Annotated in this window: 24 protein-coding genes; 3 read left to right on the top strand and 21 right to left on the bottom strand. The window is 55.6% G+C overall.

Going from position 1 to position 25075, the window contains the following annotated elements:
- Positions 1-106: 106 nt before the first annotated feature.
- The 18 genes from ffh to ACAF76_RS07980 all read right to left on the bottom strand — a co-directional run bounded on the left by ffh (position 107) and on the right by ACAF76_RS07980 (position 19168).
- Positions 107-1513 (bottom strand): signal recognition particle protein, encoded by a 1407-nt coding sequence (gene ffh, locus ACAF76_RS08065; RefSeq protein WP_400163413.1) that lies wholly within the window; start codon positions 1511-1513, stop codon positions 107-109.
- Between the two features lie 10 nt (positions 1514-1523).
- A complete protein-coding gene (locus ACAF76_RS08060; protein WP_400163412.1) occupies positions 1524-1862 on the bottom strand; it encodes a putative DNA-binding protein in 339 nt (112 codons plus the stop codon).
- Positions 1863-2004: 142 nt separating this feature from the next.
- Positions 2005-3018, bottom strand: coding sequence for a signal recognition particle-docking protein FtsY (gene ftsY / locus ACAF76_RS08055; RefSeq protein WP_400163411.1), 1014 nt, complete (start codon positions 3016-3018; stop codon positions 2005-2007).
- Positions 3019-3060: 42 nt separating this feature from the next.
- Positions 3061-6633, bottom strand: coding sequence for a chromosome segregation protein SMC (gene smc / locus ACAF76_RS08050; protein WP_400163410.1), 3573 nt, complete (start codon positions 6631-6633; stop codon positions 3061-3063).
- A gap of 197 nt (positions 6634-6830) precedes the next feature.
- The gene (gene rnc, locus ACAF76_RS08045) at positions 6831-7517 is read right to left on the bottom strand and encodes a ribonuclease III (RefSeq protein ID WP_400163409.1); all 687 of its coding nucleotides are present in this window, start codon (positions 7515-7517) and stop codon (positions 6831-6833) included.
- A gap of 53 nt (positions 7518-7570) precedes the next feature.
- Positions 7571-8812, bottom strand: coding sequence for a beta-ketoacyl-ACP synthase II (gene fabF, locus ACAF76_RS08040; protein ID WP_400163408.1), 1242 nt, complete (start codon positions 8810-8812; stop codon positions 7571-7573).
- 160 nt (positions 8813-8972) lie between these two features.
- Positions 8973-9206, bottom strand: coding sequence for an acyl carrier protein (gene acpP / locus ACAF76_RS08035; protein ID WP_023557214.1), 234 nt, complete (start codon positions 9204-9206; stop codon positions 8973-8975).
- Positions 9207-9300: 94 nt separating this feature from the next.
- Positions 9301-10041, bottom strand: a complete 741-nt coding sequence (gene fabG / locus ACAF76_RS08030) for a 3-oxoacyl-[acyl-carrier-protein] reductase (protein ID WP_400163407.1) — start codon at positions 10039-10041, stop codon at positions 9301-9303.
- On the bottom strand, positions 10035-10985 hold the full coding sequence (gene fabD, locus ACAF76_RS08025) for an ACP S-malonyltransferase (protein WP_400163406.1): 951 nt from the start codon (positions 10983-10985) through the stop codon (positions 10035-10037). The genes fabG and fabD overlap by 7 nt, the downstream gene beginning before the upstream one ends.
- A complete protein-coding gene (locus ACAF76_RS08020) occupies positions 10986-12005 on the bottom strand; it encodes a beta-ketoacyl-ACP synthase III (protein WP_400163405.1) in 1020 nt (339 codons plus the stop codon). It lies immediately after the preceding gene.
- Entirely contained in the window at positions 12002-13015 is a 1014-nt protein-coding gene (gene plsX / locus ACAF76_RS08015) for a phosphate acyltransferase PlsX (RefSeq protein ID WP_400163404.1), read from the bottom strand. Before plsX ends, ACAF76_RS08020 begins: the two co-directional genes overlap by 4 nt.
- A gap of 24 nt (positions 13016-13039) precedes the next feature.
- On the bottom strand, positions 13040-13612 hold the full coding sequence (fapR, locus tag ACAF76_RS08010) for a transcription factor FapR (RefSeq protein ID WP_400163403.1): 573 nt from the start codon (positions 13610-13612) through the stop codon (positions 13040-13042).
- A 108-nt stretch (positions 13613-13720) separates the two neighbouring features.
- Positions 13721-14689: an ATP-binding cassette domain-containing protein gene (locus ACAF76_RS08005; RefSeq protein WP_400163402.1), complete on the bottom strand. Its 969-nt coding sequence runs from the start codon at positions 14687-14689 to the stop codon at positions 13721-13723.
- 12 nt (positions 14690-14701) lie between these two features.
- A complete protein-coding gene (locus ACAF76_RS08000) occupies positions 14702-15490 on the bottom strand; it encodes an ABC transporter permease (RefSeq protein WP_400163401.1) in 789 nt (262 codons plus the stop codon).
- Between the two features lies 1 nt (position 15491).
- Entirely contained in the window at positions 15492-16271 is a 780-nt protein-coding gene (locus tag ACAF76_RS07995) for an ABC transporter permease (RefSeq protein ID WP_400163400.1), read from the bottom strand.
- A gap of 129 nt (positions 16272-16400) precedes the next feature.
- A complete protein-coding gene (rpmF, locus tag ACAF76_RS07990) occupies positions 16401-16571 on the bottom strand; it encodes a 50S ribosomal protein L32 (protein WP_084567985.1) in 171 nt (56 codons plus the stop codon).
- A 142-nt stretch (positions 16572-16713) separates the two neighbouring features.
- Positions 16714-17232 (bottom strand): YceD family protein, encoded by a 519-nt coding sequence (locus tag ACAF76_RS07985; RefSeq protein ID WP_400163399.1) that lies wholly within the window; start codon positions 17230-17232, stop codon positions 16714-16716.
- A gap of 154 nt (positions 17233-17386) precedes the next feature.
- A complete protein-coding gene (locus tag ACAF76_RS07980; protein ID WP_400163398.1) occupies positions 17387-19168 on the bottom strand; it encodes a sigma-54-dependent Fis family transcriptional regulator in 1782 nt (593 codons plus the stop codon).
- Positions 19169-19382: 214 nt separating this feature from the next.
- Between ACAF76_RS07980 and adh the strand changes: the two genes are divergently transcribed.
- Together adh and ACAF76_RS07970 are read left to right on the top strand one after the other, a co-directional pair.
- Entirely contained in the window at positions 19383-20903 is a 1521-nt protein-coding gene (gene adh, locus ACAF76_RS07975) for an aldehyde dehydrogenase (RefSeq protein WP_400163397.1), read from the top strand.
- A 9-nt stretch (positions 20904-20912) separates the two neighbouring features.
- A complete protein-coding gene (locus ACAF76_RS07970; RefSeq protein ID WP_400163396.1) occupies positions 20913-21302 on the top strand; it encodes a DUF779 domain-containing protein in 390 nt (129 codons plus the stop codon).
- Positions 21303-21365: 63 nt separating this feature from the next.
- On the opposite strand, the gene ACAF76_RS07965 is transcribed toward ACAF76_RS07970, so the two are convergent.
- Together ACAF76_RS07965 and ACAF76_RS07960 are read right to left on the bottom strand one after the other, a co-directional pair.
- The gene (locus ACAF76_RS07965) at positions 21366-22436 is read right to left on the bottom strand and encodes a SepM family pheromone-processing serine protease (protein WP_400163395.1); all 1071 of its coding nucleotides are present in this window, start codon (positions 22434-22436) and stop codon (positions 21366-21368) included.
- Complete coding sequence (locus ACAF76_RS07960) at positions 22433-23227, bottom strand: patatin-like phospholipase family protein (protein WP_400163394.1); 795 nt, start codon at positions 23225-23227, stop codon at positions 22433-22435. Before ACAF76_RS07960 ends, ACAF76_RS07965 begins: the two co-directional genes overlap by 4 nt.
- A 127-nt stretch (positions 23228-23354) precedes the next feature.
- Between ACAF76_RS07960 and ylbJ the strand changes: the two genes are divergently transcribed.
- A complete protein-coding gene (gene ylbJ, locus ACAF76_RS07955; RefSeq protein ID WP_400163393.1) occupies positions 23355-24584 on the top strand; it encodes a sporulation integral membrane protein YlbJ in 1230 nt (409 codons plus the stop codon).
- Here the strand turns inward: ylbJ and coaD are convergent.
- The gene (gene coaD, locus ACAF76_RS07950; RefSeq protein ID WP_400163392.1) at positions 24581-25066 is read right to left on the bottom strand and encodes a pantetheine-phosphate adenylyltransferase; all 486 of its coding nucleotides are present in this window, start codon (positions 25064-25066) and stop codon (positions 24581-24583) included. The genes ylbJ and coaD overlap by 4 nt on opposite strands.
- Positions 25067-25075: the final 9 nt, after the last annotated feature.

Raw genomic sequence — 25075 nt, 5'->3', positions numbered from 1 at the left:
TTCACCTCCTGTATGGATCAACGCGAAAATGTACCTCGCGTTGGTGCTGCTATATCTGAACCATCGCGTCGGCTGACAAGTCAGCGGCGCGAAGAGATCATGCGGTTTACTTGAATGGCGGTTTGAAGTTGAACGGGAAGTTCATGCCGCCGGAATTGCCGCCTTTGCCCATGAAAGGCAGGCCTTTGCCCTTTTTCTTCGACTTCTTGATCATCTTGTCGGCTGCGCCAGAGAACTGCTTCATCATCTTTTTCATTTCCTCAAATTGATTGAGGAAGCGATTGACTTCCTGGATACTGGTACCGCTGCCGTTGGCAATGCGCTTGCGGCGGCTGGCGTTCAGCAGGCCAGGATTGGCGCGTTCTGCTTTGGTCATCGATTTGGCGATCGCTTCGACGCGGGCGATTTGCTTTTCGTCCACGTTCATCTTGCCCTTCATCTTGTTCATGCCGGGCAGCATGCCGAGGATGTCTTCAAAAGGACCCAGACTGCGAAGCTGCTGCATGGAGTCGAGGAACATGTCAAAGGTGAACTCCCCTTGACGCATCTGCCGCTCCATGTCGCGCGCCTTCTCTTCGTCGACGTTAGCCTGCGCCTTTTCAATCAGGCTGAGCACGTCTCCCATACCGAGAATCCGCGAAGCCATGCGATCGGGATGGAACGCTTCGAGTGCGTCCAGCTTTTCGCCCATCGCCGCAAACTTGATCGGTTTGCCGGTGACAGCCTTGACTGAAAGGGCTGCACCACCGCGTGTATCGCCGTCCAGTTTGGTCAGCACGACACCGGTCAGCTCAAGCTGGCTGTTGAAGCTCTCCGCGACGTTGACCGCATCTTGTCCGGTCATCGCATCGACGACGAGCAAAATCTCCTCCGGTTTGGCTACCTCGCGAACCTGCCGCAGTTCCTCCATCAGTGCTTCGTCGATATGCAGGCGACCTGCGGTATCGAGCAGCACGACGTCGAGGTGATTTTCCTTGGCGTGCTCAATCGCTTGACGAGCGATCTCTACGGGGCTTACCTGGTCTCCCAGGGAGAAGACGGGAACATTCAGTTGCTCCCCCAAAACCTGCAACTGCTTGATCGCAGCAGGACGGTAAATGTCGGCTGCCACCATCAGAGGCTTGCGGTTTTGCTTTTGCAAATACTTGGCCAGCTTCCCTGTCGTGGTCGTCTTACCTGCCCCTTGCAGACCGGCCATCATAATCACGGTCGGGGGCTTGTGCGCCATCGTCAGTTGAGCGACGCTGCCGCCCATGAGCTGAACCAATTCTTCGTTGACGATCTTGATAACCATCTGTCCGGGAGTCAGGCTCTTCATCACGTCCTGACCCACCGCGCGTTCCTTGACGCGTGCGATGAAATCCTTTACTACTTTAAAGTTGACATCTGCTTCCAACAGGGCAAGGCGCACTTCACGCATCGCCTCATTGACGACCGCTTCGTCGATTTTGCCTCTGCCGCGCAGTTTGTCAAACGCGTTTTGTAACCGACTGGCCAAGCTCTCAAACGCCATGCGAGCCCTCCTAATCCATCTCTGTCAGTTGGTGGAGCAAAGCCTGCAGCTCCTCTCTCGTCGCTTCGTCCGGCACCCGTCGTACAAGCTCATCCATCTGCTTCAGCACGCCCAAGCGCTTTTCATGCCTGTGTGCAAGCTGGAGCTTTTCTTCATATTCAAACAACTGCTTTTCAGCACGCTTGATATGATCGTATACGGCCTGTCTGCTCACCTCATGCATCTCGGCAATTTCGCCCAGCGAAAGATCATCCAGATAGTACAATTCCAGATATTCTTGCTGTTTGCCCTTGAGGAGCGGGGCGTAGAAGTCAAACAAGAGATTTACCTGATTGGTTTTTTCCAGCATGGGACCAATCCTTTGCGATGAGGTACTCGACTCTGTCCTGTAAAGCGTTTTTCTTTACAGCACGTAGATTATAGTACCCAATTCCACACCTCGTGTCAAGGTTTTTTGTTGACATGTAAAAACGCTCTGCTTTTTTATTCGCTCAGGGCGTATGTGGCTCTTCTTCTTCTGCTGCCTCCTGCTGAATCAATCCGGCAAACAGGGCGTGCACGAACTGCTCGGGATCAAACGGCTGAAGGTCATCCATTTTTTCACCCAGCCCAACGTACTTGACCGGAATGTTCAGCTCGTTGCGAATCGCGATGACGATGCCGCCTTTGGCCGTGCCGTCCAGCTTGGTCAGCACGATCCCGGTCACGCCTGCCGACTCGCCGAATGTCCGTGCTTGCGACAGAGCGTTCTGACCTGTGGTCGCATCCAGCACGAGCAGCACCTCATGCGGCGCTCCCGGCAGCTCGCGGGCCAGCACGCGCCGTACTTTCGCCAGCTCTTCCATCAGGTTTACCTTGTTTTGCAAACGTCCTGCCGTATCGCACAGCAAAACGTCCACACCGCGCGACTTGGCTGCCTGGATCGCGTCGAAGATCACAGCCGCCGGGTCGGAGCCTTGCTGCTGCTTGATGACCTCCACGCCGACGCGCTCGCCCCAGACTTCGAGCTGGTCGATGGCCGCCGCGCGAAAGGTATCGCCTGCCGCCAGCAGCACCTTTTTGTTCTGCTGCTTGAACATGTGAGCCATTTTGCCGATCGTCGTCGTCTTGCCCACGCCGTTAACTCCGACAAACAGGATCACGTTGAGGCGTCCGTCCTCCACCTGCAGGGCGGTATCTGCCGCTTCGTCGTTTTTCAGGAGAGCGACGAGCTTCTCCGACAAAATAGGCTGCAGGTCCATCGCGTTTTCGATCTTGTGCTTCCGCACCTCGCTGCGCAGCTCATCGATCAACTCCATCACGGTGTTCACACCGACGTCCGAGGTAATCAGAATCTCTTCCAGCTCGTCGAAAAAGTCGTCGTCGATCTTCTTGTAACGACGGACCAGATCTTCCACTCTCTCCACCAGCAAATCCCTGGTTTTGGACAATCCGTCAGTAAACTTCTGCGTCACTTCTTCCGATTTTTGCACGATTTTCTCGCGAAGCCGCTTGAAAAAGCTCATAGTCATCTTCCTTTTTCGGTAGTATCTATGGCACATGAAAAGCTAGGATGCGCTCTCGATAAACTTGCCGCTGTCTTCCAGCTTCACGGACACGAGCTTGGAGACGCCGCCCTCCTGCATCGTAATGCCGTACAGCACATCTGCGCTCTCCATCGTGCCTTTGCGGTGGGTCACGCAAATGAACTGCGTCTGGCCGCTGAAGCGGTGCATGTACTCGGCAAAGCGCGTCACGTTGGCTTCGTCGAGCGCTGCCTCCACCTCGTCGAGCACGCAGAACGGCACAGGCTTGACGCGCAGGATGGCAAACAGCAGTGCCATCGCTGTCAACGCCCGTTCGCCGCCGGAGAGCAACGCCAGATTTTGCAGCTTTTTGCCAGGCGGCTGGGCGACGATGTCAATCCCCGTCTCCAGCAAATTCTCAGGCTGGGACAGCACCAGATCGGCGCGTCCACCGCCAAACAACTGCACGAACACGTCGCGGAACTGCTCCTGGATGTCGTCAAACGTCTCCTTGAACCGGCGGGACATCTCCGTATCCATTTCAGCGATGACCTGGTAGAGCATGTCCTTGGCTTCGTTCAGGTCCGCTTCCTGGGAGCTTAAAAATTGCTGGCGTTCATAGAGTCGCTCGTATTCCTCGATCGCCCCCAGGTTGACTGTGCCGAGGGCGGCAATCTCTTTTTTCAGGCGGTTGACGATTTGCGTCTCGCTGGCTATGTCCCCGCGCGGCGGGTATTTTTGCTTCGCCAGCTCGTAGCCCATCTCGTATTCCTCGGAGAGTTTGTTCAAAAGGTGATCCAGCTCTACTTCACTGCGGTTCACCTTGACCTCTTCCTGGTGCAGCTTTTCTTCCAGCTCTTTGCTCTTTTTGCGGACTTCCTTCACTTCCTGCTCCAACTGCTCCTGCGCGTGGAACAGCGTCGCCCGCTCGCTTCGCCGCTCCTGAATGAGTCCGGCCACCCGGTCCTTGTCTTTTCTCAGCTCCGCGATTTCTTCATCCAGCTTCGCCCCGGACGATTCGTTGCTTTGCTCGAGCTCCTCCAGCGAAGCGAGGGTGGCGTTTTGCTCCTCCCACTCCCGCTGCAGTGCTGCCTTTTGCTCGAGCAGCCGCTCCGTTTGCTCCTGGCGGGACTGATGCTCTTGGCGAACTTGTGCGTCGGCGACTTTCAGGCTGGTGATTTTCTGGTTCATCTCTTCCTTGGATTCCAGCTGCTCCTGGCGCTTTGCTTCCGCTGCGGCAATCTGTGCGGTCAGCTCCTGCTCCTGTTCGGCCAGCGTCGCCAGGGTAGCTTCGATCTCCTGCTGCTTGCGAAGCGCCTCTTCACATTCGCGCTGGTAAGCTTCAATCTCCAGCTCCGCCAGTCTGATCCGCTCGCCCAGCGCGCGGCCTTCTGCCTCTTGCTGCTGCAGCAGGCCTTTAATCTCCTGCTCCTTGAGACGCAGCGATTCGCCTTGGCTGCGCAGGCTTTCTTGCGCTTGCTCCATTTGCACAAGCTCGCTTGCCAGCCGCTCCATCTTCGCAGTATGCCCAGTTATTGCCTGGTCGATCTCTGCCATTTGGGCTTCCAGCTCTTCGGCCTGGCGGTTTCGCCCGAGCAGGTTGCTCGCATTTTTCTTCAGCGCGCCCCCTGTCATGGAACCGCCCGCGTTGACGAGGTCGCCCTCGAGCGTCACGATCCGGTAGCGGTACCCCAGAGAACGGGCAACCCTGTTGGCTTGCTCGAGCGTCTCGGTGACGATGACATTGCCCAAAAGCGACTCGAGGATCGGCCGGTACGTCGGGTCAAAGGAGACCAGTTCGCTGGCGATCCCCACGACGCCTTCTTCCTTTTCCAGCCGGCGCTTGTCTTCCGCCTGGATGTGCCGCGGACGAATGACGTCGAGCGGCAGGAACGTCGCTCTTCCGGCATTGTTCTTTTTCAAAAAGGCGATGGCAGCCCGACCCGCCGCTTCATTTTCCACGACGACGTTTTGCAGGGCTCCTCCCAGTGCTACCTCGACGGCGGTCTCATACCGCTCCGGCACGACGACCAGCTCGGCGACAGCGCCGTGAATCCCTTCGAAGCCGCGTTCCCGCGCTTTCAAAATTTCCTTGACCCCTTGCTGGAAGCCGGCGAATTCCGCCTGCATTTCCCGCAGCATGTCAAAGCGCGTCTTCGCTGCATCGCGCTTCTGCTCCCACTGGCGCAGTTCGCGGCGCGAGGCTTCCGCCATCGCCTGGCCTTCGCGCAGCTTTTCCATCAGTTCCTTGTAATCGGAGAGCGTCTGCGCAATCGCCTGCTCGGTGTCGGCGAGCTGCTGCTGCAAGTCGCGCAGCTTTTCCTGGCGCTGCTGCTCTTCCTGCTGCAGCCGCTCCTTTTCGCTGACCTGGCGCTCCATGCGGGCTTGCGCGGTTTGCACCAGTTGCTGCTGGTGGCGAATGTCGTTGCGCAAATTGGCCATCTCGTTGAGCTTCTCGAAATAATCGCCTTTGAGTCGTTCCACGTCATCTGTCAACGTCTGCACCATCGCAAAAAACTGGCTCTCCGCCTCCTGCAGGGAAGCGTGGGTCTCGTCCATCCGCTTTTTCGCTTCTGCCACACGATCGAGTTCCTCAGCCAATTCCGCTTCCAGGGCATTTTGCTTTTCGCTGATCCGATGCAATTGCTCCATCGTCTGCTGGCGATTGGCATACAGGTTGCGCATCCGCTCGCGCAACACTTCCCGCTGCCCTTCGACCTTCTCTGCTTCTTCGCTGACCGAAAGCAGCACTTGCTGCAGCTCTTCAATCGACTCGTCGATCTGCGAGACATGGTAGCGGGCCTGCTCCAGATCGGCTTCCTGCTTGGAAACCTTGGCGTTCTCGGCGACCAACAGCTCCTGCAGCTCCTGCACGCGCTGCGAGGCTTCCTGCCACTTTCCGTGCGCGGCCTCGATCTGCTGCACGTACAGCGCCACCTCATGCTCGACCAGTTGGCTGTGCAACTCCTTGTACGCACGCGCTGTTTTTGCCTGCTCCTCCAAAGGACCGATCTGCTCGCTGATCTCGCTTACAATATCGTGTATGCGCACCAGGTTTTGTTCGGTGTCGGCCAGCTTTTTTTCCGCTTCGCGCTTGCGGGTTTTGTACTTCACGATTCCTGCCGCTTCCTCAAAAATGCCCCGGCGGTCTTCGGATTTGGTACTGAGGATTTCCTCGATCTTGCCCTGCCCGATAATCGAGTACGCCTCTTTCCCCAAGCCTGTATCCATGAACAGTTCCATGATGTCTTTCAAACGGCAGGCGCGGTTGTTTATGTAATACTCACTCTCCCCGGAGCGGTAGACCCGGCGTGTAATCGAGACCTCCGCGTATTCGAGATCGAGGGAGCGGTCGGTATTGTCCAGCGTTAGCGTTACTTCTGCAAAATTGACCGGCTTGCGCGTATCGCTGCCGGCAAAGATAATGTCTTCCATCTTCGCTCCGCGAAGCGACTTGGCGCTCTGCTCGCCGAGCACCCAGCGAATCGAATCGGAGACATTGCTTTTGCCGCTGCCGTTTGGACCGACTACTGCGGTCACGCCGGGGACGAATTCCATCTCCGTACGGTCGGCAAACGATTTGAACCCAGCCAATTCCAGGCGTTTCAAATACATACGTAAAGGTCCTCCTAAAAGAAAGCCCCTGTGTGTGACAGGAGCTTGTCCGCTAAAGGGTTGATTCTTTATCAGTGTATCACAGAGCAGCCGCGTTCCGCAGTAACTTTCCGATTCGCGCCAGAAGACGGTTGCGATACGTGAAAAAGCCGTATCATCACCTGCCAGCAGATGGTACGGCTTGCCTTGATGGAACGCTATTTGGCGCCCAGCTTGATCAAAGCGCGGGCTGCCGCTTTTTGCTCCGCTTCCTTTTTGGAACGTCCTGTGCCCACTCCCAGCGAACGGTTGTTGAGCAGGACTTCGGAGACAAATTCACGGTTGTGCGCCGGCCCCTTTTCTTCGACGATGCGATAGTGGATTTCTCCCAGATTGTCTTGTTGTACGAATTCCTGAAGTTGGCTCTTGAAGTCGGTAATCTGGGCGAACTCGCCTTTATCCACCCGGGGATAGACGTATTTCTCCATAAACGCGAATACGGCGTCCAATCCCTGATCCAGGTACAATGCACCGATAAACGCTTCGAATACGTCAGCCAACAGGGCAGGCCGCTGCCTGCCGCCTGTCAGCTCTTCCCCTTTTCCTAGCAGAACGAGATCGCCAAACTGCAGCAGCTCTGCGAACTTGACCAGTGACGGCTCACATACGATCGCTGCGCGCAGCTTGGTCATTTCCCCTTCGCTCATTTTGGGAAATGTCTTGTAAAGAAACTGGGATACAGTCAACTCTAGTACGGCATCGCCGAGAAACTCCAGCCGCTCATTGTCCTGAATCCGTTTACCGCGTTGCTCGTTCACGTAGGAAGAATGGGTGAATGCCTGCCGCAAAACACTCTCATCACGAAAGCGGATCCCTAAGTTTTCTTGCAGCTTAGAAAAATTCATCACCCTCACCACCAATTCAGGAGACTTCCTACTTCTTTTTCAGTAGGGCTCATCTACTCTTCGTATCTTTTCAGGATCACCGTCGCGTTGTGACCGCCAAACCCGAACGTATTGGACAGAGCCACGTTGACCTGCGCTTTGCGGGCATGGTTTGGTACGTAGTCCAAATCGCATTCCGGATCAGGATTTTCCAGGTTGATCGTCGGCGGCAGCACCTGGTCGCGCAGGGCAAATGCCGTCGCGATCGTCTCGATACCGCCTGTTGCTCCCAGCAGGTGGCCGGTCATCGACTTGGTCGAGCTGACTGCCAGCTTGTAGGCATGGTCGCCAAACACAGCCTTGATCGCCTGGGTCTCGGCGATATCGCCCTGGTCGGTGGACGTTCCGTGCGCGTTGATGTAATCGACCTCGTGCGGTTCGATTCCCGCGTCTTTCAACGCATGTGTCATACAGCGGGCTGCGCCTTCGCCTCCCGGAGACGGTGCGGTGACGTGATGTGCGTCTGCACTCATGCCGTAGCCGATCACTTCAGCCAGGATGGTCGCTCCCCGCTTTTTCGCAAATTCCAGTTCTTCCAGAATCACGACGCCGGCCCCTTCGCCCATGACAAAGCCATCGCGGTCCTGGTCAAACGGACGGCTCGCTTTTTCCGGTTCGTCATTGCGCGTGGACATCGCCTTGGCAGAGCAAAAACCGGCAAACGCCATCGGACGGATCGTCGCTTCTGCTCCTCCGGCAATCATCGCATCCGCGTGGCCAAACTGGATCAGGCGAAGCGCTTCACCGATCGAGTTGGTGCCTGTGGCACAAGCCGTAATGGCGCTGGACGTAGGCCCTTTTGCGCCAAACTGGATGGAAACGGCGCCGGAAGCCATGTTGGCGATCAGCATCGGGATGAAGAACGGGCTGACGCGGCGTGGACCTTTTTCCAGCAGTACGCTGTGCTGATCCTCCCACGTGGACAGACCACCGATTCCCGAGCCGATGTATACACCCACACGTTCCGCGTTTTCTGGCGTGATCTCCAGCTTGGAATCATCCAGTGCCATTTTGGCGGCAGCAAGGCCAAACTGAACGAATCGGTCTGTACGTCGAATCTCTTTTTTATCTATAAATTGCTCAGGGTCGAAGTCCGTTACTTCCCCCGCGATTTTCGTCGGATAATCCGAAGTATCAAAAGCAGTAACAGGTTTGATACCCGATTTTCCCTCAAGCAGGTTGTTCCAGAAGGTTTGCGGGTCATTTCCCACCGGTGAGATGACGCCAACGCCGGTAATTACCACTCTACGTTTCATTACGATCACCTCTATTGGTAAAGTAGTCTTCGTCTCGGTTTCTTTCCATCTATCTACAAGCATTGTTGACTGTACGAGCCAACACGCATACCAGACATTCTATGTATCATCGTCAATGAAGGAGAAGTCCCGCATTCAACGGGACTTCCAACTGATGGATCTACTTGTGAGATTCTATGTACTTCACAACCTCACCTACAGTAGTGATCTTTTCAGCATCTTCGTCAGAAATCTCCAAATCAAACTCGTCTTCCAACTCCATTACGAGTTCTACTACATCCAGGGAGTCAGCACCCAGGTCTTCTTTGAAAGAAGCCTCCAGAGTGATTTTGGATTCATCTACACCCAGACGGTCGACGATGATTTTTTTCACGCGCTCCAAAGTATCTGCCATTCTACTTCACCCCCTCTCCCGTATTATAGTGGATGGGCCTGCAAAAAACCAGTTCAAGAAAACCTTTGCAAAAGGCTTGCAGTACCGCCGGAACTTACATGTACATGCCGCCGTCTACGTGCAAGGTTTGGCCGGTCATGTAGTTGGCTGCATCCGATGACAGGAAGAGTACGACGTTGGCGATATCCTCGGTCTGTCCCAAGCGGGCGAGCGGAATTTGTGCCACGAGGCTGCCTTTCACATCATCCGGCAGCACTGCAGTCATTTCCGTATCGATAAAGCCTGGCGCGACTGCATTCACGGTAATGCCGCGGGAAGCCAGCTCGCGAGCCGCTGTCTTGGTCAAGCCGATGACGCCTGCCTTCGCGGCCACGTAGTTGGCCTGACCCGGGTTGCCCAGTACGCCGACGACGGATGTGATGTTGATGATTTTGCCGGAACGCTGCTTCATCATCGGACGGGTCGCGGCTTTCAGGCAATTGAACACGCCTTTCAGGTTGGTCGCGATGACCTCGTCCCACTCCTCTTCCTTCATCCGCATCAGCAAGTTGTCACGGGTAATGCCCGCGTTGTTGACCAAAATGTCGAGCGTCCCGAAATGCTCCAGGGCCACCTTGAACATCTCGGCGACGTCTTCGCTGCTGGACACGTTGGCGCGAACCATGATCGCATCGCGTCCGAGCGCTTTCACCTGTTCGACTGTTTCGCTGGCCGCCTTTTCGCTGCCCGCGTAGTTGACGACGATATTGGCTCCCGCCTCCGCCAGTTTCAAAGCGATGGCACGGCCGATCCCGCGCGACGCCCCTGTCACCAGCGCTGTTTTTCCTGCTAGCATACTACCCCTCCGTTCAACAGTTCCACCAGCGACTCCATGTCTTGCACCGAATAGATCGCGGTGTCGGCAGGTGCCGTTTTCTTGATCAAGCCGGCCAGTACCTTGCCTGGACCGATTTCGACGAACGTGGTCACGCCTGCCTCGACCATCCACTGTACAGAATCTTCCCAAAGTACGGGAGCCGACACTTGCTCCACCAGGCTCTGGACAATTGCCGACGCTTCTTCCACCGGACGTGCGGTGACGTTGGCAACGACAGGAATGGCTGCATCCTGGACGGCGACGCCGGCGAGCACGTCTTTCAACTTGGCTGCGGCCGGCTGCATCAGGCTGGAGTGGAACGGACCGCTGACATTAAGCGGCAGTACGCGCTTCGCACCCGCTGCCTTCGCTTGTTCGCCCGCCCGCTTGACCCCTTCGGCCGAGCCGGAAATGACGATTTGTCCCGGGCTGTTCAAGTTAGCCAACTGCACCGGATGTCCGGCTGCGCTCACTTCCTCGCAAATCGCATGCAAAGCGCCTCGCTCCATGTTCAGCACAGCGGCCATCGCGCCCTGTCCTGCCGGAACGGCTTCTTCCATAAACTGTCCGCGCGCACGCACAGTTTTCACTGCGTCAGCAAAGGAGATCGCTCCTGCCGCCACCAGCGCGGAATACTCGCCCAGGCTGTGACCGGCGACAAAATCCGGTGCAAAATCAGGCTGCTTTTCGCGAAACGCTGCCAAAATGGCGACGCTGGCAGTCAAAATTGCCGGTTGGGTGTTGGCGGTCAAACGCAGTTCCTCTTCCGGACCCTCAAAGCAAAGCGAGGAGAGGGAAAAGCCGAGCGCTTCGTCCGCCCGTGCAAAAATTTGCTTGGCTGCCTCCGATTCGCTGGCCAACGCTTTTCCCATGCCGACGAACTGGGAACCCTGTCCCGGAAATACGAATGCTAGTTTGCCCATTTATGCATTACTCCCTTCTGCCGGAGTAGTCGACCATTTCAAGAGCGCCGCTCCCCATGTCAGACCGCCGCCAAAGCCGACGAACACGAGATTGTCGCCTTCCTTGACGCGCCCTTCTGCGACTGCTTCATCCAGCGCCACCGGGATGGAGGCGGAGGACATATTCCCGTAGCGGTCGAGGTTGACGACGACTTTGTCTTCGGACAGTCCAAAGCGCTGAACCGCCGAATCGATAATCCGCTTGTTTGCCTGGTGCGGTACCAGCAGGTCGATCTCATCCCGCTCCAGACCAGCTTTTGCCAAAACAGCCTCTGTTGCGGAATTCATTACCCGGACGGCAAATTTGAACACTTCGCCGCCAGCCATGGACAAGTAGTGCAAATCGTTTGCCACCGATTCGGTGCTGGCAGGAATGCGCGAGCCGCCCGCAGGCAAGCAGAGCAGTTGACCGCCGGAGCCGTCTGCACCAAGCTCAAACGACTGGAAGCCATACCCTTCCTTGACCGGACCGAGGACTGCGGCACCTGCGCCATCGCCGAACAGCACACATGTATTGCGATCCTTGTAGTTGGTGATTTTCGAAAGAGTTTCCACGCCGACAACCAGCACGTGTTTGTACAGGCCGTTGGCGATAAACTGGGCAGCCGTGGTGATTCCGTAGAGGAAACCGGTGCAGGCCGCAGACAAATCCATCGCTCCGGCTTTCTTCGCTCCCAGCTTGTCTTGCAGCAAGCACGCTGTAGACGGAAAGCTCATGTCCGGCGTGACTGTCGCAACGATGATCATGTCAAGCTGCTCGGCACTCACATTTGCCTTTGCCAGCGCTTTTTTCGCCGCTTCGAACGCCAAATCCGACGACGCCTGCTCCGGCGCACTGATGCGACGCTCGCGAATTCCGGTGCGGCTGACGATCCATTCATCCGATGTATCCACCATTTTTTCCAAGTCAAAATTGGACAGCACCCGCTCCGGAGTGTATGACCCTGTCCCTAAAATGCCGACTGGCCGTAGACCCTTCATCGTTCTTCACTCACTTTCTCAAGGTTTGCCAGCAGAGCCGCCTGAATTACGCCATTTACATCCTGCCGGACAAATCTGGCTGCGCTCAAAATGGCGTTTTTCACTGCTTTTTCATCCGAAGAGCCATGCGCCTTGATGACCGGACTGCCAAGCCCGAGCAGCGGCGCACCTCCGTATTCGGAGTAATCCATGCGCTTTTTAAAACGAAGCAGGGACGGTTTCAGAATGGCTGCTCCTACTTTATTAATCAAGCTGGCTGTAAACTCCTGTTTCAATTGGGAAAAAATTGAGAGTGCCGCACCTTCCAGCGCTTTCAGCAGCACATTGCCGACAAAGCCGTCACAGACGATAATGTCGCAGGCTCCCTCCAGCGTATCGCGGGCTTCGACGTTGCCGATGAAATTCAGCTCGGCCTTTTCCAAGAGCGGATAGACCGCCTTTGTCAGTTCGTTTCCTTTTCCTTCTTCCGTGCCCACGTTGAGCAGTCCCACGGTCGGACGCTCGAAGCCGAGCACCCTCTCCGCGTACAGGCTGCCCATAATCGCGTATTGGAGCAAATGGATCGGCTTGGCGTCCATGTTGGCTCCCACATCGAGCGCCAACGAGACGCGGCCTTTGCGGTTCGGAATGAATGCAGCCAGGGCAGGTCGCTCGATTCCTTCCATCCGTTTGGCGTACAGCAGTCCGGCTGTCATCAGCGCCCCGGTATTCCCCGCCGAGATCGCAGCGTCCGCCTTTTTCTCGCTGGCCATAGAGACGGCGACGACCAAAGACGAGTCTTTTTTTCGCCGCACCGCACGTACCGGCTCATCATCCGGTTCAATCAATTCTGTGACTGGTACAATTTCAATGTTGGCTGGTGGCTCTGCCGGCAGATGACTGCGAATCGCCTGTTCATCCCCGACCAGCACAACCGTAACCGATGGATCTTCCTTCACGGCTGACAATGCACCCATTACGGTCACTCGTGGCGCATTGTCGCCCCCCATCGCATCTAACGCAATTCGCAACCGTGTCTCCTCCTAACTGCTCAACTACAAAACGCTCGTCATGCCGACGACGCGGAACGTCGCCGTAAACACAAGCTCTCCCTGGACTTTGGCCTCGACCCGAACCTTGCATTCGTCGCCTACCTTGCTGCGGACGACCGCTTTGGCAACGACCTTTTCTCCCAGGCGAACAGGCCGAACAAAGCGGATGCGGGCAGTAGCGGTCAAAGCCACATCGGCGTCGATCACCGCCACAGCCAAAGAATTGGCCTGGGCAAATATGTAATGTCCGCGCGCAATCTGCGTACGCGAAAAGACGTGCTCCTGCTTGATCTCCAAAACGGAAATCGCCTGTACATCGAGTTGCAGGTCGATAATTTCGCCAATCACTTCCTCGATACCCAGCGATTTGACGGGATCGAGACTTTTTTCCGCGACTGTCTTGATTCGCTCCCGCAGCTCCGGAATCCCCAACTCCAGTCGGTCTAACCGTATTGTTTGAATGCTGACCTGAAATAACTCAGCCAGATCCTCGTCAGTCGCAAACGGATTTTCCTTCAGCGACTGGACCAAGCGAGTCTGGCGGTCTTTTTTTGGCAACCGGGCGATGAACAACACCCCCCATATCTATCTATGTTTGCGAGCAGTTTTTAATACCTGGTACTAAAGGACAGTATACGCAAGACTCCCGGGAAAGACAAGCGAGGATTGAAAAAAAGCGTCTGTCTAGCCGTACAGACGCTTGATCAACTCTTCGATTCCAGGCTCCTTCATGCGGATGTCGACTGGCTCTCCCCACTTGGCCACCTCTTGCAGCAATTGCGGCGATTTTGTCTGTTGCATGTCGAAATAAAGCGTCAACTGGTTATCCCGTACTTCCAATCGTTCTACTCCCGCAATCTCGCCAGGAAGCTGGGGGGCATCCAGGTAATCGACCTGGATCATGCTGGGCAGTCCGATTTGCCTGCGCAGGTTTTGCATCGTCGTATCGATCACTTTTTTACCGCCGTTGATGATGATGACCCGGCCGCAAAGCTGTTCGATATCATCCATATCGTGCGTGGTCAGCAGGATCGTTTTTTTTCGGCTCTCGTTAATTTCCTTCAAAAAACTGCGAATCTTCGTCTTGGCCATCACATCCAGGCCGATCGTGGGCTCGTCGAGAAACAACACGGGCGGATCGTGCAGCAAAGCTGCTCCCAAATCCGCTCTCATTCGCTGACCGAGCGACAGCTTGCGCACCGGGGTGTCGAAAAATTCATGGAGTGACAGCAGATCGAAAAATGTCTCCAGCGAACGGCTGTATGAAGTGTCGTCGATGTTGTACATGGCCTGCAAAATTTCAAACGAATCACGGACAGGCAAATCCCACCATAGCTGTGTGCGCTGTCCGAACACGACGCCGATTTGCCTAGCGACCTTTTTGCGCTCGGCATGGGGACTGTGGCCGCAGACGAAAATGCGCCCCTGCGTCGGATGCAAAATCCCCGCCAGCATTTTGATCATCGTCGATTTGCCTGCACCGTTCGGACCGATGTACCCGACGAAATCCCCTTCCCGGATCGAAAACGAGATGTGATCCACCGCTTTCACCTCTTTTTGCGCCCGCGAGAACAAAGCCTTGAGCGAAGCAAATGCGCCCTGCTTCGCTTCGGCAAGAAAAAACGACTTGCTTACATCTTGTACCTCAATCATGCTCTCGCCTCCTCAACTTCCTGTACTGTGGTAATGACGAATCCCGGCTCTCCAGAAGCAGACAGCCAGCCACATGAAAACGGCCGCGACGATCGGCGTCAAGAACGGATAGTACCACTCTCCTCCCTTTCCCAGCAGGGCGAGCATCGGCACATAATTCATATAGGCGATCGGCAGTACCGAGTAAAACAGCCATTTCAGCCAGTCCGGGTAGAGACTGACTGGATAGTTGGCGGCGTTGGCAGGGGCGTAGATCGTAAAGGTCTGCATGTCCTTGATCTGCTGTGTCCAAAACGAAGCGGCTGCCGTGCAGAGGGAGATGGCGAAGTACAAACAGCAGCCCGCAGCGACCGCCACAGGCAAAAAGCATACGAGCAGCAAAATGTCCTTTCCTTGAACGTACAAACCACCAAGCGAGATAACGAGAATTGCGACACCTTGCACAATCCCGCCGATGCGCGACAAGTCGAGATAGCGCGTCAACAGCAGCAGCAAGGGAGATACAGGGCGAATCAGCAACTGATCCAGTTCACCGTGGATTATGTATTTTTCAAAATCGTGCAGCTCTGGCGCAATCATCCGGTACATCGAGATCGACGTCGAGGAGATCCCGTACAGCAGGCCGACTTCGTAAATGCTCCAGCCATTCACATCGTCGAAGCGGTACAAAATCGTCGAGAGCACCAAAAAGTCGAGAACCATGATCAGTCCCGTCGTCACTGCGCTGGTCAAGAAATTAAGCTTGTACTGCATCTGGGCGCGTATGCTTGCCCGGATCAGCTTCCGATACAGTCTCCACATGCTATCCTCCCTGAATTTCCAGCTTTTTTCGCGCCAGTCTGGTCAACAGCAGGGCGAGCGCCGTCAAGACCAAGGCCCAGCCAACTTGTACAAAAAGCGCTGAAAACGGCATCAGCTCCAGCGCTGTCATCACCGGGTAGTAGATCAGGCATGCAAACGGCAAGTATGGGGCAATCGTCCCCAGGGCGCCAGGCAGCAGGTCGACCGGGATCATCTGCCCCCCGAGACCAAAGATCAGCGAGACGAGAATCAGGTGCAGCCAGCGAATTTCTGTCGTCCAGAACGCCGTGATGCCTACCAGGTAAAACAGCAGCAGACCGCAGTACATGCCAAGCAGCAACGAAAGCGGAAACAGCACGTACGTCTCCCATTGGGCCGGCACAAAAAAACCGACCGCCAACCCGAGTATCAGGCCAATCGGCAAACTTCGGTAGCAGGCGTTGTAGAGCAGACGCCCAGACTCTTGACTCATTACAAACCACATGTAATGGACCGGCCGCATCAGATCGAGGCTGACCGCACCGCTGCGGACTGCGACCTGGACGTTTAGTCCCGGAGACAAAAAGGTCGTCACCCACAAGACGCATTGGACGAACATGATATAGTGGGCCATCAACGCAGCATCGTACGGTCCAGGGGCCTGCTTTCCTTGGAGCACACCGGTCCAGATCGCAATAAAGACAAGCCCGAAGATCGAACTTGCCACGTTGTTGACGAGATGGGACAAACGATACTGAATATTTCGAAGATAGCTTTTGCAAACCATCAGCCAGTAGACCATAGACGCCTCCCTATTTGACAGTGAGAAAATCAATTATACTTGTTTTCCCAAAATGCGCAATAGGGTCGCGGGAAAGAAAAAATAAAAAAGCAAGGTGATCTCTCACCTCGCCTTTTCTCGCACCGAAGATTACTTCGCTACTTTTACGCCTTTGTAGTGGCCGCAGCTTGGGCACACGCGATGCGCCAGCTTGTATTCACTGCAATTATCGCATTTTACCATGCCTGGAATCTCAAGTTTGAAATGCGTACGACGCATTCTTTTACGGGTTTTGGAAGTTCTCCGTTGAGGTACTGCCATCTTCCTTACACCTCCTTCAACTGACAAATGCCAAGATGCTCTATTGGTTGGACAGTATAGGCGAAAAAGCTTATGCTATCCTTCAAAAATGAGCCAAGCCAGTTGGTGACTATGCCTCATCTTGAAAACAAACATTCGACTGCTAGTTGTTGCCCTTGAAAAAATCAGCCAAGCCTGCCAGACGCGGGTCGATCCGTTCGTTGGTGCAGGAGCATGGCGTCTCGTTGCGATTCACGCCGCAGGTCGGACAGAGCCCTTTGCACTCCTCTTTGCACAGCGGAAAGGTGGGCATCCCCAGCAGAAAATCTTCCTGCAGGAGCGTGTCCAGCTCGATCTCATCGCCTTCTACTTCGTGAATATCGCCGTCCTCGTCTTCCGTCAGGACAGGATCGTCAGCCAAGGCGAATGTCTCCGCAAACGGGATGACTGCGTGATCGGTAAACGGGGTAAGGCATCGCGCACAGACAAAATGGACATCTGCGGTCATTTTGCCCTTTACGTAGTACAGATTTCCGAGCTTCACCGCTTCACCCTCGACCTCCACAGGCGAAATCGCGCGGATTTCATGGTGGCGGTTCTTGAGTTCTTCGGGGGCGATTGTCGTGTGAAACGGCAACGGCTCTCCCTTTCGGTGGTCCAGCTCAGTTAGTTTTATGTTCATAGCCATTCACCTCGAGCACAACAAGGATGATTATAGCGCTAGCTCAATAGCTTTGTCAACCATTTTTCCTTGACAAGCATTTGCGATCGCTCGTCCTGCTAATCTACCGCAGATTGGCATGGCTTGTCAAACTGGCGGCTCGAGGGAGGACCCTCTAGGACTGTTTGCGGATCGAATACGGCTTGTGTGAAATCCCGTATCCTCTCATTTTCCGGTACAGGGTATTGCGCCCGATATTGAGCAGATTGGCGGCACGGGCGATGTTGCCGTTCGTTTCCTTCAACACCTCTTCTATCGTCTTGCGCTCGCTCTCGCGCAGGGAAAACGGGCCTTCCTCCGCCGGTCGGGAAGGTGTGTCCAATTCGACATGCTCCGGCTCGATCGTCTCCCCTTCGGCCAGAAACGAGGCTTGCAGCAGGACGGAAAGCAGCTCCCGAATGTTTCCCGGCCACTCGTAGCCCTCCAGCTTGCGCAGCGTTTCTCGGGAAAGCACTTTTCGCGGTGTGGCGTTTTTTTGCAACAGATGCTCTGCCAGCTCCCCGATGTCACTTCGCGTGCGCAACGCAGGCAAGCGCAGCACAATGCCTTTCAAACGATAATACAGGTCGGCGCGAAAACGGCCTTCCTGGACTTCCGCTTGCAGGTCGCGATGTGTGGCGGCGATGATCCGCACATCTACGCGCTTTGTTTTGACACTGCCCACGGGCGTGACTGTTTTTTCCTGCAGCACGCGAAGCAGGGCTGCCTGCGCGCGCAGTGACATGTCGCCGATCTCGTCGAGGAACAGCGTCCCGCCGTCCGCCGCTACAAACTTCCCGACGCTCCCTTCGCGGTTGGCACCGGTAAATGCGCCTTTTTCGTAGCCGAACAGCTCGCTTTCGATCAGCGTATCGGGAATGGCGCTGCAATTGACTGCTACAAACGGTCCGCGCCGGCTCTCGGCATGGATCGCCTGGGCAAACAATTCCTTCCCTGTTCCGCTCTCTCCCATCAGCAGTACAGGCAGCGTGCTAAATGATGCTTTTCTGGCGATTTCCTTGACGCGCTTTACTTCCGGGCAGACGCCGAAAATGTCGTCAAACGTATACAGCGTCTGCTTTTGCCGACTTCCGGCAGAAGTATGTGCGTCCTCCTGAATCGCTACTGCACGATACAGTCTGTTGGTCTCGTCTCGAAGCGTAAAGACCTGGAAGTTGGGCTCGTCAGGCAGTTGCTTGCCGACGCAGTTGCCCAGCAGCCGCATCGCCGACGGATTCGCCCCGGTAATGATGCGGTCGCTGTCCAGCGTGACCAGAGGCATCGGATGGCGCTCGCTGACCAGTTCGAACTGCCGCAGCGCAATGAGCTGTTCCGCCTGCATCTGCTGGACGAGCAGGCGGTTTTGGAAGATGTCGGCGGCAAGCACGGCCACACTGGCAAACCACGGATGAAACGTCTGCTCCTGCCCACTGATATTGACGACTCCCAGCAGATTGCCACTGCGGTCGAAGACAGGAGCTGAAGCGCAGGTCAGAAAGTGATTTTCCCGAAAGAAATGTTCGCTTCCTTTTACAAATGCCGGTTTTTTCTCTTGCAGCGCAACGCCGATCGCATTCGTTCCTTTTCGCATCTCATGCCAATTGGCGCCTACCTGCAGCTGCACACGCGCCGCACGGTTGGCAAAAGCTGCATCTCCGCTGGCATAAAGAATATTGCCGTCAGCATCCGTCAAAAAAACAACGGCCCCGAAGTGAATGATCAGCGGATACAGCTTTTGGAACACAGCTTCTGCATGCGGGAGCAAAAAATTGTAATGGCGTTGCAGCTCTTTAATGGAAGTCTCACTCAGCAGTTGGTCGTCTGCTTTATCATGCGGCTGAAGACCGCGTTCCTGACAGCGCTTCCAAGATTGTCGAATCGTCCAGTTTTGCTCTGAAAGGGGTTCCTGAAATGACACACGGGCAGCCTCCTTTCTCCATTCACGTACTATGTTACCATACATTGACAGCAGGTTGAATGTTCCATTTTGGTACGAACAACTGCTCCATCCTGGAACACAGCATGCGCCCGTGAATCATATCCCCTCGTACACGACGCACTTTTGAGCCTTGGCATCCTTCTTGCAATTCCTATGCTGTGCCTAGACCATCACCATAAAAGGAGGAACAAGTATGCTCTATGCACAACCCGGACAAGACGGAGCCAAGATCACATTTAAAAAACGGTATCATAATTTTATCGGTGGAAACTGGGTTCCCCCGCAAAAAGGCGAATACTTCGACAACATTTCGCCAGTGAACGGCGCTGTCTTCTGCGAAATCCCCCGTTCCACCGCAGAAGACATCGAAGCAGCGCTCGATGCCGCTCACGCTGCCAAAGAAGCCTGGGGCAAGACATCTGTTGCCGAGCGCTCCCGCATTTTGCTGCAGATAGCTGACCGGATGGAAGCCAATCTGGAAATGCTGGCGGTCGCAGAAACATGGGATAACGGCAAGCCGATCCGCGAAGCTCTGGCGGCTGACATCCCGCTTGCGATCGACCATTTCCGCTACTTTGCCGGTTCCATCCGTGCCCAAGAAGGCACGATTTCGGAGATCGACCACGATACCATCGCCTACCACTTCCATGAGCCGCTCGGCGTCGTCGGTCAGATCATTCCGTGGAACTTCCCGCTGCTGATGGCAACATGGAAGCTCGCCCCTGCTCTGGCCACAGGAAACTGCGTCGTACTGAAGCCGGCGGAGCAAACCCCTGCCTCGATCCTCGTCCTGGCTGAGCTGATTGCCGATCTGCTGCCGCCCGGAGTATTGAACATCGTCAACGGATTCGGACTGGAAGCCGGAAAGCCGCTCGCTTCCAGCAGTCGGATCGCCAAAATCGCCTTTACCGGCGAAACGACAACAGGCCGCCTGATCATGCAGTACGCTTCGCAAAACATCATCCCGGTCACGCTCGAGCTGGGCGGAAAATCGCCGAACATCTTCTTCCCAGACGTGTTCGCCCAAGACGATGCTTTCCTCAACAAGGCGATCGAAGGGTTCGTCATGTTCGCCCTGAACCAAGGCGAGGTATGCACCTGCCCATCACGCGCCCTGATTCACGAGTCGATTTACGATCAGTTCTTGGAAAGGGCACTCGCCCGCGTCCAGCAAATCAAGCAAGGCAATCCGCTGGATACGGAGACGATGATCGGAGCGCAGGCTTCGAGGGAGCAGGTGGAGAAAATTCTCTCCTACATCGAGATCGGCAAACAGGAAGGCGCACAACTGCTGACGGGCGGCGAGCGCGCGCAATTGCCCGGCGATTTGCAAAACGGCCTGTACGTCCAGCCAACTGTTTTTGCCGGCAAAAACAACATGCGCATCTTCCAGGAGGAAATTTTCGGACCGGTCGTCTCTGTGACTACCTTCTCCAGCGCTGAAGAAGCACTGTCTATCGCCAACGATACGCTGTACGGCCTGGGCGCAGGTGTATGGACGCGGGACGGCAACACCGCTTTCCGCATGGGACGTGGAATTCAGGCAGGCCGCGTATGGACCAACTGCTACCACGCCTACCCTGCCCACGCTGCCTTCGGCGGTTACAAAGGCTCCGGGATCGGACGGGAAAATCACAAGATGATGCTCGAGCACTATCAGCAAACAAAGAACCTGCTGGTCAGCTACAGCCCGAATGCACTCGGCTTCTTCTAAGGGATCGCGATGGCTACCGTGCAAAAGGTATTGGCAACCGATGCGGCGCTGGCGTTAATCGAACGCCTGAAGGCAAAACACGGTCCGCTGATGTTTCATCAGTCGGGAGGATGCTGCGACGGCAGCTCGCCCATGTGCTTTCCGCTGGGTGAATTTGTCGTCGGCGACAGCGACATCTGCCTCGGTGAAATCGGCGGCTGCCCGTTTTACATGAGCCGGGCCCAGTACAACTACTGGAAGCACACCCAGCTCGTCATCGATGTCGTCGAGGGACGCGGCGGGATGTTTTCCCTGGAAGGACCTGAAGGACTGCGTTTTTTGACCCGCTCCCGGATGTTCCAGCCGGAGGAGTACGAACAACTGCAAGAAGAATGGAAACAGTCAGGCGACTTTTCCTAAAACAAAGCAAGGCCGGGGGCTATGCCGCCCCGGCCTCTTGTCTGTTGTCCACGACCCGCACGTCTAGGAATGTTTTTCCGTCTGCTCCCGCAAATACGCAATAGCATCCTCGATCGTGTGGACCGGTACCACTTTCATCGCGGTGCCAATCCGCTCTGCCGTAGCCAGCGCTTCACGGTAGTTGGAGCGCTCGTCCCCCGGCAGGTCGTCAGGAGCAAAAAAGATTTCTGCACCGGCATTGTGAGCGGCGACAATCTTTTGATGAATGCCCCCGATACGGCCGACTGTTCCTTCGAGCGAGATCGTGCCCGTCCCCGCTACGCGATAACCTTTGGTCAGGTTGATGTCCGTTTGCAGTTGATCGTATATTTCCAGCGTCATCATCAGCCCTGCCGATGGACCGCCGATCCCGTTGGAGGTAATCGTCACGTCTTGGGGGATGATGATGTTTTGTTTCGTATCCGTTCTGATCCCGATCCCGGGCGTCTGGGAGCCGGGCAATTGCCCCAGGGAGAGAACCGCCGTCGTTTCCTCTCCCCCACGTTTGTACGTGATTTCTACCTCGTCCCCCGCTCGTTTTTCTGCCAGCATTCCCTGCAGCACGCTCGCCTCCATGGTCGGCACGCCGTCGACTGCCGTGATGACATCCCCCACGCGAAGTACGCCTTTCGCAGGCAATCCCTCGATCGTTCCCATCACCCAGACACCTTGTTTTTCAATCTCTACATCATAGCCAGCCATACGGAAGGCAACCGCCTCCGCCGTCTTCTGCGAATTGTCCATTGCTGCCTGCTCGCGGCGAACGAAATCTTCGTTGTCCTCTCCTTCACTGACCACTTGCTGACGAGGCAACAGCTCGGCATCCGGGGAAAGCTGCGCGTACAAGTACCAGGCCAGATTGGCTTCTCCCATCCGCACCGTCGTCAGCATAAACGAACCGGCCTTCGATTTGGTGCCCCCCTCGACATCGATGATCGGCCCTAATTCAATCGCGGAACCGGGTCGGGTCACGTAATAATTGGTCGGAACAAAAAGGGAAAATCCGAGCAGGAACACAATCAGGAACAGGGGCCAGCGAAATGCTCCGGACCCTCTTCGTCTGGATGAATGGGCGAATAGGTGATTCTCACTCATTGTTTTTCCTCCCAGTTTGCAAGCAATTCCTTGATTGTGAAAACAGAACGCTCAGCCGCTTGCTGGCCCAGTTCGATAATCTCTTCGATCCCCGTAAAGGCAATACTACTATACTGTCCTACATCCGGTCGGATTACGAGATCGGCAGCGAGTATCCGGTTTTGAAAAATCTCGCGCTCCATGACATCGATCGTCTGTACGATGACGTCAAAAATCGAACGAATCTTCATCGTCGAATCGACCTGTGCGACATCGACGGCAATCACGATATCTGCCCCCATTTCGCGCAGTACGGTAACCGGTACGCGGTCGATCACGCCACCGTCCACCAGAAGACGACCGTTTACCTGCTCCGGGACAAAAATTCCCGGGATGGAGATGCTTGCGCGCACTGCCTGGTCGATTGGTCCTTCGCGAAAGACGACGCGCTCGCCGGTTTCAATATCCGTAGCGACGATCGACAGCGGGATGTTCAAGTCTTCGATGCGCTTGCCATGTGTCAGCAGCCTGATCAATTCCTTCACCTTTTCACCGGCGACGAACCCCATGCCCGGCACGGTAAAATCGACGAAGTGCTTCCATTTCAAATGAGTCGCCAGCTTGCCCAGCATCGCGGGATCAATGCCATTGGCGTACACGGCTCCGACCAGGCTTCCCATGCTGCTGCCTGCCAGCATGTCGACCTTGATCCCGTGCGACTGAAGTGTTTGCAGAACGCCGATGTGGGCAAACCCTCTGGCTCCCCCCGACCCCAGTGCCAGTCCGAGAGTCGGCTTTCGCTTTCCTGCCAAAATTCATCCCCCCTGTAACCACCATATGTGGGGAATCGACGATCTTTCGCCGGACCCAACTGTCACGCATAGTTTCCTGGCTCGTCACGTAGACATGTACTATCCACTGCTTGTTCAGGAGGAGTCCATGTCGCGCCATTCTCCCATATTGACGCTAATTCTTGCTTTTTCGACGATCGCCCTTGTATTTGCTCTGGTCACCCATTCACAAATCTCGTTTGAAGCAGCCGTGCGCGGTCTGAAAATCTGGTGGGAAGTCGTATTTCCTTCCACCTTGCCGTTTATCGTGTTATCGGAGATTTTGATGGGTCTTGGTGTCGTTCATTTTTTCGGCGTATTGCTGGAACCGCTGATGCGCCCCTTGTTTCACGTACCCGGCACAGGCGGCTTCGTGCTGGCGATGGGCTTTTCCTCCGGCTATCCTGTCGCAGCCAAACTGACTACCCGCCTTCGCGAACAAGGAAATGTCACGCGAGAGGAGGGGGAGCGCCTCGTATCCTTTACCACTACCGGTGATCCGCTCTTTGTCATGGGCGCAGTCGCCATCGGGTTTTTCCACAGTGAACAAATGGGGATCATCCTGGCACTCTCGCATTACTTGTCCGCGATTTGCCTGGGAATTTTGTATCGCTTTTACGCTCCTGCGGCATTGACCAGCAAACCATTGGAAAAGACGAATTTGCCGCTGCCGCTGCGTGCCCTGCAGGCGATGCACCGGGCGCGCGTGCGCGACGGCCGTCCGTTCGGCAAGCTGATGGGCGATGCTGTCCAGTCCGCCTTGAACACGCTGTTTATGATCGGCGGCTTCATCATCGTTTTCTCCGTATTGATCCAGTTGTTTGCCGCCATTAACCTGACGCAGTTCATCGGCAATGTTCTGGCCGTGACGCTCGGACCTTTTGGCTTCCCGCCAGCGTTTTCCCACGCCATCGTCGCCGGGCTGTTTGAGGTGACGCTGGGCGCTCAAGGTGCCAGTGAAGTGGCAGGCGGAGTGGCGATGGTCTGGAAAGCCGCGATTGCCAGCGCAGTGCTTTCCTGGGGAGGACTGAGCGTACACGCCCAGGTAGCGAGCATCCTCAGCACCACCGACATCCGGGTCATGCCGTATTTGATCGGACGCTTCATACACGCTTGTTTGTCCGCAGTCTTGACCTTTGTACTGTGGGGACCACTGACATCGACTGCCTGGCTGCGGGATAAAGCGGTTCCCGTGTTCGTCCCGGAATCCCCTGCTCTGCCTCTGGCGAGCTGGATGGAGACCGTTCTGTTTTCGGGAAGCGTCGCGCTCGGATGCGCCGCCGTACTCCTCATCGGCAGCGTCTGTCTGCGCTGGCTGCGCTTCAACAAAACCCGTTAGCGCTGCGGCAGGAGTTTCTTTTTCAACGCTTCCTCCACGACCGGAGGCACCAGACCGCTTACGCTTGCCTGATAGCTGGCTGCTTCCTTGACCAGACTGGAACTGAGGTAGGAATATTGACTGCTGGTCATCATAAAAAAGGTTTCTACCTCATGGTTCAGTTGGCGGTTCATCGCCGCCAGCGGCATTTCGTACTCAAAGTCGGTGACGGAGCGAAGTCCTCTGATGATGACGTTCGCGCCTTTTTTTTGCATGTAGTGGATCAGCAGCCCTTCGAACGAGTCGACTTCCACATTGGGCAAATGGCGGACGGAATCCCGCATAAGCTCGACGCGTTCTTCCACGCTGAACAGTGATTTTTTGTTGGGATTGATGAGAATGGCCACAATCACCTTGTCAAAAATGTTCGCGCTGCGCGAAATGATGTCCAGGTGGCCATAGGTTACGGGATCGAAACTTCCCGAGCAAACCGCGATCGTCATGTCAGATCC

The organism is Brevibacillus sp. TJ4 (assembly GCF_044627595.2).
GTDB lineage: Bacteria > Bacillota > Bacilli > Brevibacillales > Brevibacillaceae > Brevibacillus.
This window is presented reverse-complemented; position numbering and strand designations above follow the sequence as displayed.

Excerpts from the sequence above, each read along its gene's own strand:
- ffh (WP_400163413.1), bottom strand. The coding sequence starts at position 1,513 with ATGGCGTTTGAGAGCTTGGCCAGTCGGTTACAAAACGCGTTTGACAAA.
- ACAF76_RS08060 (WP_400163412.1), bottom strand. The coding sequence starts at position 1,862 with ATGCTGGAAAAAACCAATCAGGTAAATCTCTTGTTTGACTTCTACGCC.
- ftsY (WP_400163411.1), bottom strand. The coding sequence starts at position 3,018 with ATGAGCTTTTTCAAGCGGCTTCGCGAGAAAATCGTGCAAAAATCGGAA.
- smc (WP_400163410.1), bottom strand. The coding sequence starts at position 6,633 with ATGTATTTGAAACGCCTGGAATTGGCTGGGTTCAAATCGTTTGCCGAC.
- rnc (WP_400163409.1), bottom strand. The coding sequence starts at position 7,517 with ATGAATTTTTCTAAGCTGCAAGAAAACTTAGGGATCCGCTTTCGTGAT.
- fabF (WP_400163408.1), bottom strand. The coding sequence starts at position 8,812 with ATGAAACGTAGAGTGGTAATTACCGGCGTTGGCGTCATCTCACCGGTG.
- acpP (WP_023557214.1), bottom strand. The coding sequence starts at position 9,206 with ATGGCAGATACTTTGGAGCGCGTGAAAAAAATCATCGTCGACCGTCTG.
- fabG (WP_400163407.1), bottom strand. The coding sequence starts at position 10,041 with ATGCTAGCAGGAAAAACAGCGCTGGTGACAGGGGCGTCGCGCGGGATC.
- fabD (WP_400163406.1), bottom strand. The coding sequence starts at position 10,985 with ATGGGCAAACTAGCATTCGTATTTCCGGGACAGGGTTCCCAGTTCGTC.
- ACAF76_RS08020 (WP_400163405.1), bottom strand. The coding sequence starts at position 12,005 with ATGAAGGGTCTACGGCCAGTCGGCATTTTAGGGACAGGGTCATACACT.
- ACAF76_RS08005 (WP_400163402.1), bottom strand. The coding sequence starts at position 14,689 with ATGATTGAGGTACAAGATGTAAGCAAGTCGTTTTTTCTTGCCGAAGCG.
- ACAF76_RS08000 (WP_400163401.1), bottom strand. The coding sequence starts at position 15,490 with ATGTGGAGACTGTATCGGAAGCTGATCCGGGCAAGCATACGCGCCCAG.
- ACAF76_RS07995 (WP_400163400.1), bottom strand. The coding sequence starts at position 16,271 with ATGGTCTACTGGCTGATGGTTTGCAAAAGCTATCTTCGAAATATTCAG.
- rpmF (WP_084567985.1), bottom strand. The coding sequence starts at position 16,571 with ATGGCAGTACCTCAACGGAGAACTTCCAAAACCCGTAAAAGAATGCGT.
- ACAF76_RS07985 (WP_400163399.1), bottom strand. The coding sequence starts at position 17,232 with ATGAACATAAAACTAACTGAGCTGGACCACCGAAAGGGAGAGCCGTTG.
- adh (WP_400163397.1), top strand. The coding sequence starts at position 19,383 with ATGCTCTATGCACAACCCGGACAAGACGGAGCCAAGATCACATTTAAA.
- ACAF76_RS07970 (WP_400163396.1), top strand. The coding sequence starts at position 20,913 with ATGGCTACCGTGCAAAAGGTATTGGCAACCGATGCGGCGCTGGCGTTA.
- ACAF76_RS07965 (WP_400163395.1), bottom strand. The coding sequence starts at position 22,436 with ATGAGTGAGAATCACCTATTCGCCCATTCATCCAGACGAAGAGGGTCC.
- ylbJ (WP_400163393.1), top strand. The coding sequence starts at position 23,355 with ATGTCGCGCCATTCTCCCATATTGACGCTAATTCTTGCTTTTTCGACG.
- coaD (WP_400163392.1), bottom strand. The coding sequence starts at position 25,066 with ATGACGATCGCGGTTTGCTCGGGAAGTTTCGATCCCGTAACCTATGGC.